Below are 13,700 nucleotides of genomic sequence, written 5' to 3' on the forward strand. Positions count from 1 at the left end.
GGTTCGGGTGGCGGTGGGGGCGGCCGGGGGGATGGCGGGTTCGGGGTCGTCGAAGGTGGCGGAGGCGGCCAGGGCGGCCTCTTCGAGCAGGCCACGGACGTGCGGGCCGACGGCGCGGTAGTAGATGCGGGTGCCGTCGCGCCGGGACTCGACCAGGCCGGCCGTGCGGAGCTTCGCCAGGTGTTGGGAGACGGCCGCGACGTGCGCGCCGAGCATCTGGGCGAGGCTGCCGACGGGGAGTTCCTGGCGGCTCAGCGCCCACAGCAGCCGGTACCGCGTCGGGTCGGCCACCGCCTTCAGTACCGCGATCGCCCGGTCGGCCGCGGCGGAGTCCCATGCCTCAACTTGCGTTCCCATGCAAGTATCGTAACCGGCCGCCGACGGAGGCGGGGGTGGGCGAGGGTGGGTGACGGGGTCCCGCCGTTCGGGGGAGTACGGACAGGACCCCGTCCATTCGGCTCCGGGCGGCGGGGCGTGGGGCGGGTCCGCGGCCCGGAGCGGCTGGGTGGGAGCCCGCTGCGCGGGGCTCTCCGAAGTCAAAGAGGGGCACGGCGACTTGCGGGTTCCGCGGGGCCCCGCTTTTCAGGCGCGGAACGCGCTCGTCCGCGCGGCCGGCTGCCGCGCCGCGGGCGGTGAGACCTCGAACCAGACCGTACGGCCGCCGCCGTCGCCCTCGGTGCCCCAGCGGTCGGCGATGGCGGCGACCAGGCCGAGCCCGCGGCCCCGCTCCCCGCGGCCGTGCCGGACGTGCGGCACCTTGCGGCCGCCCTGGTCGAGCACGGAGATCCGCAGCGCGGAGGGGGTCGGCAGCAGCAGCACGGTGAAGGTGCCGTCGCGGTTCCCGGAGCGGGTGTGCACGACGGCGTTGCCGGCCAGCTCGCTGACGAGGAGCACGACATCGTCGAGGAGCGGTTCGTACCGGCTGCCGCGCAGGTACTGGGAGATGAAGCGGCGGGCCGCGCCCACGCAGCGCAGTTCGCCGGGGAAGTCCCGGCGTGCGGCGGTGGGGGGAGTGGCCTCGCGGGCGGGCGCGGGGCGCTCCGGGCGCGGCGTGGAGGTCGCGGGGGGTGGCGGGGACGTGATCATCATGTGGTCTCCGTGCTGGACGCTGCGCGTACGGCCGTCGAACCGCCCGGCGGCGTCCAGCCGTTGAAGGCTCCCGTCCAGCCGGTGAGAGCGGACGCGGGTGGGGGGACGTGCGTGCTGGGGTCGGCCAGATCCGGCTCGGCGCGGGCGGTGGCCGCTGCCGGTGCGCGGTGCCCCGGGCCGTACGTCGCGCGAGCGGGCCGGCGCCGGGGCGCGTGCCCCCGCGTGCCCGGCCGCCCCGTCCTGGCGAATGCGCAGCGTGAGATGCCATCAACTCACGGTAGCTCAGGCGTCCTTGCCGGAAGTGGGTTTTTCGATTGAGCTTGACACGAGAAGGTGATTACGGAGCGTAGCGCTTGGGAAGGTAACGGGGTGCGGCCGTCGGCCGCTGCCGGGCGGGGCGGCCGCGTTCGGCCCCCGCGTCGGCGAAAGTGCGCGTCCAAGGCTTGTTACCGCTGCCTACGCGCGGTCCGGGACGGTACAAGTGGCCCGTCGCGGGGCATGATGAGGGCAGAGCGCTTTGGGGCCACCCCGGACCTCGGTGGCGATGCGCGCTGCGACGGTCTGTAACGGGCGGGGAATTACCGGAGCCACCGGGGGAAGGTCATGGGTGTCGGAGAGACCACTTTTCTATTGCGGGACCGCTGGGCCGGCGGGACGCTGGTCATCGAGTTGTACGGAGAGTTGGACATTTGGTCGACCGTGACCTTGGCCGGTCACGTTGAGTCACTTCTGGACCGACCCCGCCCGGACGTGGTGGTGGACCTGCGCGAGGTCACCTTCCTGGACGCCAGCGGCCTGCGCATGCTGGTGCGCGTCAAGCGTCAAGTCGCCGACAAGGGCGGCGTGTTGCGGATCGTACGGCCCTGCCCCAGGGTCTGGCGCGTCCTGCGCCTCACCCGCCTCGACCGCGCCTTCACCGTGCTGGACGGCCTGCCCGCGGCGCTGGAGCGGCCCGCCGAGCACCGGGGCGGGCATGGGGTGTCCGCTTAGCCTCGCGATATAGGGCCTCGATGGGGAGCCCCGGTCTATTGACGGGGCGTCAGGCGCGGTGGGTCGCGCGCGACATGGGAAAGCGGTCTTCCCCGGACGCTTGGGGACCACGGGGGAGGCCCCCATCTCCCAGGGAAGACCGCTGGCGAATGGGCACGGAGCCGGCGACCGCGAGCAGAACGCGCGATGCCGGGACCGGGCAACGTCACCCTAGGGCGACAGTCCGAACGCGAACAGTCAGGCTTCGGCCATGTATTGGTGGCGGGGCTGGAATGCTGCGTTTACCGGGGATCACACGAGGAGGCGATCGCCGCCGCCGCGGCCAGAATCCGGCGGGCCTCCTCGACGTGCAGGTTCTCCACCATCCGGCCGTCGACGGTCGCGACGCCGCGCCCTTCCCGGGCGGCCTCCTCGAACGCCCCGATGATCCGTCGCGCGTGGTCGGCCTGGGCGTCGGACGGCGCGAAGACGCGGTTGCAGGGATCGATCTGGGAGGGGTGGATGAGGGTCTTGCCGTCGAAGCCGAACTGCCGGGCCTGTACGCACTCGGCCTCGAACCCTTCGAGGTCGCGCACGTCGTTGTGGACCCCGTCCAGGATCGCCCGGCCGGTCTCGCGGGCGGCGAGCAGGGCCAGGGAGAGCGCGGCCAGCAGGGGCGCACGGCCGGGCACGTGCTCGGCGTGGAGCTCCTTGGCCAGGTCGTTGGTGCCCAGGACGAGCACGGTCAGCCGTTCGCCGGCGGTGGCCACCGTACGGGCGTCCAGCAGGGCGCGCGGGGTCTCCAGCATGGCCCAGACGGCGGTGTGGTCGGGGGCGCCGGCCGCTTCGAGGGCGCGTTCCACGTCCTGTACGGTCTCGGCCGAGTCCACCTTGGGGACGACGACCGCGTCCGGGCCGGCCGCGGCGGCGGCCCGCAGATCGTCGGCGTGCCAGGGGGTGCCGGGGCCGTTGACCCGGATCGTCACCTCGCGCCGCCCGTACCCGCCCGAGGCGGCCGCCGCCGCGACCCGCTCGCGCGCCGCGGCCTTCGCGTCCGGCGCGACGGCGTCCTCCAGATCGAGGATGAGCGCGTCGGCGGGGAGGGTCTTGGCCTTCTCCAGGGCGCGCTCATTGGCGCCCGGCATGTAGAGCACGGAGCGCCGGGGGCGGGGGAGGCCGTCCGGGTACGGGGCGGGGTTCGGGGGCGAGGCCGGGCTCGCGGTCGGGTGCGGGTCGGAGACGGACACGGGGGCTCCTGGTTCTGCGGCGGCTGGGCGTTCCGCATCTTGCCCTGCCCCCTGCCTGTCGCCGAGAGGCGCCCCGCCTCGGCCCCCCTCCGCCCCCGCTCCGCGGCTGCCGGCCCGTATGCCGCCGTCAGCGCTTCAGCAGCTCCAGGAGGGCGCCCGCGACCGTGTCCGGGCCCTCCTCCGCCATGAAGTGGCCACAGGAGACGGTGGCGTGGTGCAGGTCGGGCGCCCAGGCGCGCCACACCGCGGCCGCGTCGTAGCCGAGGGCCGCGCCCCAGTCCTGCTGGAGGACGGTGACCGGCATCCGCAGCGTGTTCCCCGCGTCGAGGTCGGCCCGGTCGTGGTCGACGTCGATGCCGGCGGAGGCGCGGTAGTCGGCGACGATCGAGGGCACGGCGTCGCGGGAGGCGGCGAGGTAGGCGGCGCGCACGTCGGCGGGGATCGCCTCCGGGTCGCGGGTCCAGACGTCGAGGAAGTGGCCGAAGAACGCGTCCGGGCTGCCGCTGATCAACTGCTCGGGCAGGCCGGGCGGCTGGGCCATCAGGTAGAGGTGGAAGCCGACGGCCGCGCTCGTGCCGTGCAGCACGTCCCACATGTCCAGGGTCGGGAGCACGTCGAGCGCCGCGAGGTGGGTGATGGCGTCGGGGTGGTCGAGCCCGGCCCGTACGGCGACCAGGGCGCCCCGGTCGTGACCGGCGAGCGCGAAGCGCTCGTGGCCCAGCGCCCGGGCCAGCGCCACGATGTCGGCGGCCATCGTGCGCTTGGCGTACGCGGTGCCGTCCGGGTCGGCGGGCTTGTCGCTGTCGCCGTAGCCGCGCAGGTCGGGACAGATGACCGTGTGGGACTCGGCGAGGCGGGCGGCGACGTGCCGCCACATCAGGTGCGTCTGCGGGAAGCCGTGCAGCAGCACGATGGGCGAGCCGGAGCCGCCGACGGCGGCCTGGAGGGCGACGCCCTCGGCGACGGGGACGCGCCGCTGCTCGAAGCCGGGGATGGTGGGGTAAGCGGTCGTGCTCATGGGGCGGGCCTTTCGTCGGCGGGAAGAGTGAGGCGACCGGGCCGAGGATGCCGCGGGGGCCTCGGCGGCCGTGGGGGGCGGTGCCGGAATCCAGCCTGCCGGTCGCCGGTCAGCACCTGATCAGCGCGTACGGTGAGGTCATGGAGCGGGTGACGTTCGGGGTGCTCGGCCCGCTGGTGGCCGAGGGCGACGGCCGCGTACTCGCGCTCAAGGGCCCGCGGCACCGCGCCGTCCTGGCCCGGCTGCTGGTGGCCCGCCGCCGCGTCGTACCGGCCGGCCGGCTGGTGGCGGACCTGTGGGAGGAGCCCCCGGACGGCGCGCTCGGGGCCGTGCAGACCTTCGTCGGCGCGCTGCGCCGCGCCCTGGAACCCGACCGGCCGCCGCGCGCCCCGGCCCGGCTGCTGGTCACCGAGGGTCCCGGGTACGCGCTGCGGCCGGAGCCGGACGCGGTGGACGCCTGGCGGTTCGAGGCGGCCGTCGCCGAGGCGGAGCGGCTGCCGACCGCCGCCGCCCGCGCCCGGCTCGAAGAGGCGCTGGACCTGTGGCGCGGCCCCGCCTACGCGGACTTCGCGGCGGAGGACTGGGCGCGCGGCGAACGCTCCCGCCTGACGGAACTGCGGCTGCGCGCCGTGGAGCGGCGGGCGCGGGCCGTGCTCGACCTCGGGCTCGCCGCCGAGGCCGTCCCCGACCTGGACGCCCACCTGGCCGAACAGCCCTGGCGCGAGGACGCCTGGGGGCTGCTGGCGCTGGCGCTGTACCGGTCCGGCCGGCAGGGCGACGCGCTCGCCGCGCTCCGCCGGGCGCGGACCGCGCTCGCCGCCGAACTGGGCCTGGACCCGGGCCCCGAGCTGCGCCGCCTGGAGCGCGACATCCTCCACCAGGACCCCCGGCTGGACCCGCCGCGCGAGCCGTCGTCGGCGGCGGCCAGGCTGTGGACCGAGGCGGCCTCGGCGTACGACCGTACGGTGGGCGACGGCGCGCGGGCGCGGCTGGAGGCCACGGTCGCGCTGATCCGGAGCCTGGCGGTGACGGGCGGCGGCGGGCTGGAGGCGGCCCGGCGGCACCGCATGGAGGCGGTGGCGGCGGCGGAGGAGTACGGCGACCCGGAGCTGACCGCGCGGGTGATCGGCGCGTACGACGTCCCGGCGATCTGGACCCGCGCCGACGACCCGGAGCAGGCGCGGCGGCTCGTCGAGGCGGCCGTACGCACCCTCGCCGCGCTGCCGGAGGGCGCGCACGACGCGGCGCGCGCCCGGCTCCTCGCCACGATCGCGCTGGAGTCGCGCGGCACCCGCTCCCCGCGCGGCCCCCGCGCCGCCCGCGAGGCCGAACGCCTCGCCCGCCGCCTCGACGACCCGGCGCTGCTGGCCTTCGCCCTCAACGGCCGCTTCATGCAGTCCTGCGTCCGGGCCGGGCTCGCCCCGGAGCGGGACGCCATCGGCGCCGAACTCCTCGCGCTCGCCACGCGCCACAACCTGGTCACGTACGAGGTGCTCGGGCACCTGATCCGGCTCCAGGCGCGCGGCGCGCTCGGCGACTTCCCCGCCGCCGACGCGCACGCGGCGGCCATCGACCGCCTCTCGGAACGGCACGAACTGCCGCTCGCGGGCGTCTTCACGCAGTGGTACCGCGCGATGCGGCCGACGGGGGAGGAGGACACCTCCGAAGAGGCCGGGTCCGAGGCCGCCTTCCGCGCCGCCGCCGCGCGGCTCGACGGCGCGGGCATGCCCGGCCTGGAGCGCGGCCTCCTCCCGCTCGCCCTGCTCGGGACGCGGTTGCGGAGGTGGGCGCGCTCCTCACCAGCGGGGAGGGTGGGAGCGGAGCTGCCCGCGGTCGACCTGGACGAGGAGTGGGGCCCGTACCGCCCATGGGCCGAGGCGCTGGCGCCGGCGTCGACGGCGGAGGCGGGGGCCGCGGCACCGGCGCTCCGGGCCCTCCCCGAGCCGCCCGCCGACCTGCTGTACGAAGCCCTCTGCTGCGTGGAGGCCGTCGCCGCCCTCGCCACGGGCGACCGCCCCACCCTCGTACGCGCCCGGGCCCGCCTGCTCCCCGCCGCCGCCGAACGGGCGGGCGCGGGCAGCGGCCTCCTCGACTTCGGGCCGGTACGGGACTACCTCGACGGCATCGACGCCGTGTTGGGCGATTCGCCCTAGCCGCCGACCCAGACCGGTGCGTACGGCGCCGGGCTCGGCCCCACCAGCGCGGCGTCGGCAGCGAACGGGCAGCACCCCTCGGCGGCGTGCGGGGCGGTGCTCCGGGCGCACGGTTCCCCGCGGGTTACGAGGCCCGGCGTCCGTAAAACTGCTTCTTCTTCGAGAACGGACGGAGAGCCGGGCCGCCCGCCGCACCGCCCCCCTCACTCAGCCTGCGAGGAAGCCTCCTCGAAGGCGGTGAGCATTTCGCGCGACCAGGTCAGGCGGCCGTCGCGGAGGTCGCTGAGGACGCCTTGGAGCCAGCGTTCTTCGGCGGTGAGGACGGCGAGGAGGTATTCGTTCTCGATGAGGGTGATGCGCGGCATGCCGGGCGGGGTCTCGGTGAAGAGGTGTTCCAGGGCGGCGCGCTGGTCGGCGAGGTGGGCGGCGCGCCGTTCCAGGATCGGGGTCACTTCGTCGGGTTCGAGCATGAGCATGTTCGACAGGGCCGCCGGGAAGACGGGGAACTCCGCCTTCGGTACGGCCAGCATCTGCTCCAGCCACTCGCGGGTGACGGCCCGCCCCTCGTCGGTGACCTCGTAGACGGTCCGTTCCGGGTACTGCTGGTCGCGCTCCGTCTGCCGGACGGCGATCAGCCCACCGGCCTGCAGCCGCTCGATGGTGCGGTACAGCCCCGCGCGCTGCCCCACGTTGACGACCTGCTCCTTGCCCCACTGCTTGAGGAGCTGCTGGATGCCGTAGGGGTGCAGCGGCCGGTGGTGCAGGAGCACGAGCACGGTCAGGCCGAGGGGGGAGCTTTTCACGGGGGCGGTCGTCATGGGGACATCGTAGTGAGCGGGGTACTAGTTGCAATGAGACTAGTAGCTCTGCAACTATGAAGCTGTGGCGCTCGTCGTCCTTCGTCCGGACCGTGCGCCGAGACGCTCCACACGCTCCTCAGGAGGACTTATGGAAATGTTGGACACCAACGACAGCGGAAAGAACGGCCACCGGACCCCCGGCTCCCGCGTCCGTACGGCACTGGTGATCGGCGGCGGAGTGGCGGGCCCGGTGGCGGCGCTGGCGCTGCGCAAGGCGGGTATCGAGGCGACGGTGTACGAGGCGTACCCCGCGGCGGCGGACGGCGTCGGGGCCTGGCTGGGGCTGGCGCCGAACGGCCTGGCCGCGCTGGAGACCGTCGGCGCCGACGCGGCCGTACGAGCCGTCGGCCATCCGGTGCCCGGCGTCGTGATGTCGGACGGCGCCGGCAACCGCCTCACCGCCTTCGAGGGCTTCTCCGAGCTGCCGCCCACGCTGACGCTCCGCCGCGACCGGCTGTACCGGGCGCTGGCCGACCACGCGGCGGCCGAGGGTGTCGCCGTCGAGTTCGGCAAGCGGCTGGTCGCCGCCGAGGAGGCGCCCGACGGCGTCGTCGCCCGCTTCGCGGACGGCACGTGGGCGACCGCGGACATCCTGATCGGCGCCGACGGCATCCGCTCCACCGTCCGTACCCTCATCGACCCGCTGGCCCCGGCCCCCGAGTACGCCGGCATCCTGAGCTTCGGCGGCTACGCGCCCGCCGACTGCGGCGTCGAGGCCGAGCCGGGCATGATGCACTTCGCCTTCGGCCGTACGTTCATGGGCCACTGGCAGGCCGCGGACGGGCGGCTGATCTGGTTCGCCGGGCTCCCCGCGGACACCCCGCTGACCCAGGCCGAGGTGGCCCGCACGCCCTCCGCCGAGTGGCTGCAGCGCCTGCGCGAGCTGTACGCCGGCCACGTACCGGGCGAGCGGATGCTCCGCCACGCCGACCCGGCCGACCTGATGGCGGTCGGCCCGATGGAGCGCATGCCGTCCGTACCGCACTGGCACCGCGGCCGCATGGTCCTCCTCGGCGACTCGGTCCACGCCCCGTCCTCCAGCTCCGGCCAGGGCGCCTCGCTGGCCCTGGAGAGCGCCGTCGAACTGGCCCGCTGCCTGCGCGACCTGCCCTCGTACGGGGCCGCCTTCGCCGCGTACGAGGCGCTGCGCCGCCCGCGCGTGGAACTGATCGGCGGCAACGCGGCGGCGGTCAACGAGGTCAAGGCGGGCAAGAAGGCGGCTCCGGCCTTCCCGTCGCCGGAGGAGATGCTGCGGCCGCTGCACTTCCACCGGATCGAGTGGGAGAAGCGGGCGACGGCGGGGGAGCCGGTGGGGTCGTGGTGAGGGGGGAGGGGGCCTGAGGGGAGGGGCCCTGAAGGGGGGAGGGAGGGCGACCTGGAGCGGGACGACCGTTCCCTGGCCCGGGGGGCGGATTTGACCGCAAAGCTCCATGGATAGGACCCTTTCCGTTTGCCCCGTGCATCGAGCGGTCCGGCGTCGTGTGAGCGCGTGACTCCTTGTGGTGCGTCATGCCCCCGTGTGGTGGCCCCGTGCGCGGAATGACCCCTTCAGCAAGGAACCCCATGCCGACTCCCCATGCCCGAACCGCTGCCTGCGCGGATACCCCCGAGGAGGGGGAGCAGGCAGCGCCGGACGGAGAAGAACACCCGCGGCCGCGTCTGGACCGCGACCGCGCCACCGACATCCCCGTGCTGGCCGTCAGCGGCGGATTGCTCATCGCCTTCGTCCTGGCGGCGCTGATCGCGCCGACGGCCACGGGCGACGCGGTGAACACGGTGTTCACCTTTGTGGCGCGGTGGTTCGGGCCGCTGTGGCAGGTGCTGCTGCTCGCGACGTTCGGCGTGGCGCTGTGGCTGGGGTTCTCGCGGTACGGGCGGGTGCGGCTCGGCGGGGCGGGGGCGCGGCCGGAGTACGGCCGGTTCCAGTGGGTCGCGATGATCATGTCGACGCTGCTCGCGGGCGGCGGGGTCTTCTTCGCGGCCGGCGAGCCCGTACAGCACTACGTGCGGACGCCGCCGTTCTACGAGGGCGTCAAGAGCGGCACCCAGGAGGCGGCGAACGCGGCGCTCTCCCAGAGCTTCGCGCACTGGGGCTTTCTGGCCTGGGCCGTGCTCGGGACCCTCGCCTCGATCGTGATGATCCGCGGCCAGGAGCGCGGCATGCCGCTGCGCCCGCGCACGCTGCTGTACCCGCTCCTCGGCGAGCGGGTGCGGCACTCGCGGCTGGGGGCGGCGGTGGACATCGTCTGCGTCATCGCGGTGGTGGCCGGCACGGTCGGCCCGATCGGTTTCCTCGGCCTCCAGGTCTCGTACGGCCTGTCCAAGGTCTTCGGCATCTCCGGCGGCTACCCGGTGCAGCTCGCCGTGATCGTGCTGCTGACGGTGGTCGCGGTCGCGTCCGTGGCCAGCGGCATCGACAAGGGCATCCAGTTCTTCAGCCGGGCCAACGTCTGGCTCGCCGTCGCCCTGATGGCGGTCTTCCTCGTGCTCGGCTCGGCCGGCTTCGTCCTCGACTCGTTCCTCGGCGGACTCGGCACGTACGTACGGGACTTCGTGCCCCTCGCCCTCAACCGCGGCGACCACCAGTGGCTGGGCTCCTGGACGGTCTTCTTCTTCGGCTGGTTCCTCGGCTACGGGCCCCTGATGTCCATCTTCGTGGCCCGCATCTCCAAGGGCCGCACCGTCCGCGACCTGGTGGTCTCCACGGCGATCATCCCGCCGCTGGCGACCATGTTCTGGTTCACGGTCTTCGGCGGCACCGGCATCTTCCTGGAACAGCGCCACCCCGGCACGATCTCCGGCCCGCTCAAGTCCGTGGGGATGGACGCGGCCGTGATCTCCATGGCGGAACGCCTGCCGATGGGGGCCGTGGTGGCGGTGGCCCTGCTCATCCTGACCATCACGTTCGTGGTCACCACCACGGACTCGATGTCCTACAGCATCTCCGCCGCCGGCACGCGGACCGGCGAACCCGCCCGAGCCGTACGCGCCTTCTGGGCCCTCCTCATGGGCGCGGCCGCCGCCGTCCTCATCCTCGTCGGCGACGGCGGCATCACCGCCCTCCAGTCCTTCATCGTCGTCACCGCCGTCCCGGTCGGCTTCATCATGCTCCCCACCCTGTGGACGGCCCCCCGGGTAGCCAAGGAAATGGCAGGGGAACAGGGGCTCCTTCACCCCACGGGCAGGGGCCGAGGGCGGCTGCCGACACAAGACCCGAAGCCGACCCCTGAGCCCGCCGAGCCCGAACCCGAGCCGACCCGCACCCCGACGCCGTGAGCGAGACCCGCTCCTGACCCGAGGCCCCGCACCGGCGGGCCCGGGCGGGCCCGGTGCGGGGAGGGGCGGCGCCGGCGGAGCCAGCACCTTCGCCGAGCCGAGTAGCCCAGTAGCCGAGGCGGCCGCTGTAGCCGCTGCGGCTGCTGCGGCCGCTGTCCGCGCGAGGCGGGTCAGTCCTCGTGCGGAACTTCAAGCTCCTGGAGCCGCTCTCCAATGTCGTCGGCCCACATCTGCGTCCACTGCCGCAGCTCGGTGATCGTCCGCTCGCCGAGCCCGTAGGCGGCGAATTCCGTGTCGTCGATCCAGTCGGCTCCGACCAGCCGAGCCTGGAGCTCGCTGAGGTCGAAGGCGTCACGGGCGTGGCGCCGGCCGAGTTCTTCGAGTTCGACGTGGGACCAACGGTGACCGGCGGCTTGTACGTCGATCAGGTCTCTGGCGAGTCCCCGGTCGGCCAGGGCGCGGACCTTGGTCCCGACGACATCTTCAAGGGACAGCACCAGGCCGTATTCGGTGCGCACGGGAGGGCGCCAGAGCGCCTCCTTCAGAATGTCGACCTCGCACTCTTCGCTACTGGCAGGTTCCGTGACCATCAGACGTGCGGACAGCGGGTCTGTCTCCAAAGCTCGTACGCGCCACCCACGCTCCTCCAGGCCGGTGAGTACGACAGCCGCGATGTCCTCCATACGGTCCGGGTTCTCCGTAGCGACGTCGAGGTCCTGGCTGAGCCGGTCGACCAGGCCATGCGCTTGGACCGCGTACCCGCCGGTGAGCGCCAGCGGGTAGGCCCCGCCCACGGCGAGGACGTCGGTGAGCAAGCGACGGTGCAGGTCGGTGAGGTTCACGCGGCGGCTTGGGCGCTCTGCGCCAGTTCGTCGAAGGCGTTCTCCCAGACGGACCGCACATCGCGGCTGACCAGGGTGCGGAGCGTGGGCCACAGGCTGACGAGGAGGTCCCGGTTGAGGTACCGGACCAGGTCGTCGTGCAGGCCCTCGGCCAGGACGATGCGGTAGTAGCTCATCCGCAATCGGGACTGATCGATATCGAACGCGGTCAGCCCGGACCAGGCCAGGTGAAGCGGCAGCCGGACGGTGCCGTGCGCGGGGCCGGCGAGCTCGGAGAGCGCGGCGGGCAAGCGCCGAGCGAACTTGGCGCGGCGGAGGTCGGAAAGACCGGGCTGTACTGCCATACGTCGATTATCCAGGAAAGGACCGGCGCTGAGCCCCCTATCTATCCGCCGGCCCGCCTCGACTCGCCCGGGGAGAAGCCGAGGCGGGCTGCTGACCTGACAGCGGAGGAAGCCTGGGGGCGGCTACTTCGGCGGGTGGAGCTTGCGGAAGTACGTCCAACTGGTCTCGTTCGGCTCGCTCCACTTCTCCGGGGCGTGGGCGAACTCCGGGTGGTGGTCGGCGATGTAGGCGCGGGTGCGCTCGGGGACGTCGGCGTACGAGGCGAGTTTGCGGCCGCGGCAGTGGAAGGTGAGCCCGCCGGGCGCCTGGCCGCGGGCCATCCAGGGGAGCCACGGGGACATCCGGGTCCAGGACATCGTGGCCGGAACACTGGGCGCCGGCCCCGCCAGGTCGGCCCGGTCGGCGAAGAACTGGAAGAGCTCCAGGGCCTTGTACGTGTCGCCGGCCGAATGCACCGGATACTCGGCCACCGGCAGCGGCGACGGGTACGCCAGCGGAATCTCCAGGCTGAAGCAGACCTGCCCGCCCAGCTCGGTCGTCGGAATCGGGAACGGCCGCCATTTCTGGTTCGCCGGGTCGTTCCAGATGTGCACCACCGGCAGGTCCTGCCACGTCTCCAGAATCTCCCGGCTCACCGGGTCCAGATAGAACGCCGCCTCACGCGTGAGCAGTTGATAGGCATCCGGCCCGGCCTCGGCATCCTCGACCAGCCGCGCCACATTGAGCCCCTCAAGCCCGAAGACCCGCTGATACGGCTCGTCCGGCGCCCACGAGTACACGTCCCCTGTCCACCAGTACGTCACCTCCTCCCCATCGAGCGAAGCCCGCGTACGGGCGAAGGAGCGCAGCAGCTCAGCAGGTGTCGTCATAGTGAGTACTGTGCCGGAGCCCTCCGCGCGCCGTCTGCCTTTCTCGCGCGCGAAACATCGCCTCGGTTGGGGCGGCGGGCAGGTATCAGCGGTCGTGGAGGACTGTGGGGCGAGTGACGGGCACGACGGTGAGGAGCTCGTCAAGGCCTTTGTAGTCGTCGGGGTTGGTGGTGAAGAGGGGCAGTTCTTCGGCGATGGCGATGGCGGCGATCATGAGGTCGGCGACTCTGCGCCGGGGCTTGCGGCCGGCGCTGACGACGGCGGCGCAGACTCTGCCGTAGAGGCGGGCGGCCTCGGTGCCGAAGGGGATGGGATCGAATTCGTTCTCGGTACGTTGCAGGATGTCGAGACGGCGCCCCCGCTCCGCGTGCTCGTCGTAGTCGTCCTGTTCCTCGTTTCTGCGCACCTCATGTGGGCCGGCGGAGAGTTCCGCCAGCGTGATGGCGCTGACCGCCACCTCGGCGGGGAGCTCCTCAGGGTTGATCCACTTGCGCAGGATGACGATGTTGGTGTCGAGGAGGCCCTGCGTGTGCTCAGTGGCCATATCAGCGGTCATAGGGATCGTCCGATTCCTGCACGGCAGTGGCGTCCTGATCGGATCGGAACGCCTCCAGGGAGACGCTCGACGCTGTGCGGGACATGGCGGCGAACTCCGAGCGCGGAACGAACCGCCGGCGTCGGCGAAGCGGGGTCAGCTCCCCGATCTGGTGCCCGTCGCGAGTGACGGTGAAGGACTGCCCGCCCTGGACCGCGTCCATGATCTCTTTGGAACGGCTGCGCAGGTCGCGCTGAGTGATCTCTGGCTGTGCTGCCATTCCTTCAGTATGGCACCGGGTGGCACCGAGTGCTACAGGCCCCGTTACCGGGACGCCGGTTGTGCGAGTGGTGGTCGCGCGAGGTCCTGGTATTAGGTCGTTTCTGATGGCTCTTGGGTGGTGTCGCGGAGCCAGATGACGATTGCGGTGCAGGTGAGGGTGCCGTTGTAGATGTAGTCGCGTTTGTCGTAGCGGCTGGCCACCGCCCGGAACTGCT

The 13,700-nt window shown here is 73.1% G+C and carries 14 protein-coding genes; 4 read left to right on the top strand and 10 right to left on the bottom strand.

Annotated features, from left to right (window positions below; genetic code table 11):
• Both IF55_RS41295 and IF55_RS35380 read right to left on the bottom strand, forming a co-directional pair.
• Positions 1 to 357: ArsR/SmtB family transcription factor (locus IF55_RS41295; RefSeq protein ID WP_048833111.1), on the bottom strand; the 357-nt coding region annotated here is incomplete at its 3' end.
• A gap of 225 nt (positions 358 to 582) precedes the next feature.
• Complete coding sequence (locus IF55_RS35380) at positions 583 to 1,089, bottom strand: ATP-binding protein (RefSeq protein ID WP_048833109.1); 507 nt, start codon at positions 1,087 to 1,089, stop codon at positions 583 to 585.
• 603 nt (positions 1,090 to 1,692) lie between these two features.
• Between IF55_RS35380 and IF55_RS35385 the strand changes: the two genes are divergently transcribed.
• Positions 1,693 to 2,079 carry an STAS domain-containing protein gene (locus tag IF55_RS35385; protein WP_030893212.1) on the top strand — a complete coding sequence of 129 codons (387 nt, stop codon included), beginning with the start codon at positions 1,693 to 1,695 and terminating at the stop codon, positions 2,077 to 2,079.
• A 281-nt stretch (positions 2,080 to 2,360) separates the two neighbouring features.
• Here IF55_RS35385 and IF55_RS35390 read toward each other — a convergent pair whose 3' ends face one another.
• On the bottom strand, positions 2,361 to 3,212 hold the full coding sequence (locus IF55_RS35390) for an HpcH/HpaI aldolase/citrate lyase family protein (RefSeq protein WP_030893214.1): 852 nt from the start codon (positions 3,210 to 3,212) through the stop codon (positions 2,361 to 2,363).
• A gap of 220 nt (positions 3,213 to 3,432) precedes the next feature.
• Positions 3,433 to 4,323, bottom strand: a complete 891-nt coding sequence (locus tag IF55_RS35395) for an alpha/beta fold hydrolase (RefSeq protein ID WP_030893216.1) — start codon at positions 4,321 to 4,323, stop codon at positions 3,433 to 3,435.
• A gap of 140 nt (positions 4,324 to 4,463) precedes the next feature.
• Between IF55_RS35395 and IF55_RS35400 the strand changes: the two genes are divergently transcribed.
• Positions 4,464 to 6,476: an AfsR/SARP family transcriptional regulator gene (locus tag IF55_RS35400; RefSeq protein ID WP_030893217.1), complete on the top strand. Its 2,013-nt coding sequence runs from the start codon at positions 4,464 to 4,466 to the stop codon at positions 6,474 to 6,476.
• A 203-nt stretch (positions 6,477 to 6,679) separates the two neighbouring features.
• Here the strand turns inward: IF55_RS35400 and IF55_RS35405 are convergent, their stop codons facing one another.
• Positions 6,680 to 7,294 (bottom strand): PadR family transcriptional regulator, encoded by a 615-nt coding sequence (locus IF55_RS35405; RefSeq protein WP_030893219.1) that lies wholly within the window; start codon positions 7,292 to 7,294, stop codon positions 6,680 to 6,682.
• A 130-nt stretch (positions 7,295 to 7,424) separates the two neighbouring features.
• Between IF55_RS35405 and IF55_RS35410 the strand changes: the two genes are divergently transcribed.
• Positions 7,425 to 8,660, top strand: coding sequence for an FAD-dependent monooxygenase (locus tag IF55_RS35410; protein WP_245661669.1), 1,236 nt, complete (start codon positions 7,425 to 7,427; stop codon positions 8,658 to 8,660).
• A 239-nt stretch (positions 8,661 to 8,899) separates the two neighbouring features.
• Positions 8,900 to 10,612: a BCCT family transporter gene (locus IF55_RS35415; RefSeq protein WP_245661671.1), complete on the top strand. Its 1,713-nt coding sequence runs from the start codon at positions 8,900 to 8,902 to the stop codon at positions 10,610 to 10,612.
• Positions 10,613 to 10,782: 170 nt separating this feature from the next.
• Here IF55_RS35415 and IF55_RS35420 read toward each other — a convergent pair whose 3' ends face one another.
• The 5 genes from IF55_RS35420 to IF55_RS35440 all read right to left on the bottom strand — a co-directional run bounded on the left by IF55_RS35420 (position 10,783) and on the right by IF55_RS35440 (position 13,483).
• Entirely contained in the window at positions 10,783 to 11,454 is a 672-nt protein-coding gene (locus IF55_RS35420; RefSeq protein WP_030893226.1) for a nucleotidyl transferase AbiEii/AbiGii toxin family protein, read from the bottom strand.
• The gene (locus IF55_RS35425; protein WP_030893227.1) at positions 11,451 to 11,798 is read right to left on the bottom strand and encodes a hypothetical protein; all 348 of its coding nucleotides are present in this window, start codon (positions 11,796 to 11,798) and stop codon (positions 11,451 to 11,453) included. Before IF55_RS35425 ends, IF55_RS35420 begins: the two co-directional genes overlap by 4 nt.
• Before the next feature lie 123 nt (positions 11,799 to 11,921).
• On the bottom strand, positions 11,922 to 12,668 hold the full coding sequence (locus IF55_RS35430) for a DUF1838 family protein (protein ID WP_030893230.1): 747 nt from the start codon (positions 12,666 to 12,668) through the stop codon (positions 11,922 to 11,924).
• Between the two features lie 85 nt (positions 12,669 to 12,753).
• Complete coding sequence (locus IF55_RS35435) at positions 12,754 to 13,212, bottom strand: type II toxin-antitoxin system VapC family toxin (RefSeq protein WP_037967589.1); 459 nt, start codon at positions 13,210 to 13,212, stop codon at positions 12,754 to 12,756.
• Between the two features lies 1 nt (position 13,213).
• On the bottom strand, positions 13,214 to 13,483 hold the full coding sequence (locus IF55_RS35440) for a type II toxin-antitoxin system Phd/YefM family antitoxin (protein WP_030893235.1): 270 nt from the start codon (positions 13,481 to 13,483) through the stop codon (positions 13,214 to 13,216).
• Between the last annotated feature and the right edge of the window lie 217 nt (positions 13,484 to 13,700).

Origin of the sequence: Streptomyces varsoviensis (assembly GCF_000718635.1) — a bacterium.
In the GTDB taxonomy this organism is placed as follows: Bacteria; Actinomycetota; Actinomycetes; order Streptomycetales; family Streptomycetaceae; genus Streptomyces; species Streptomyces varsoviensis.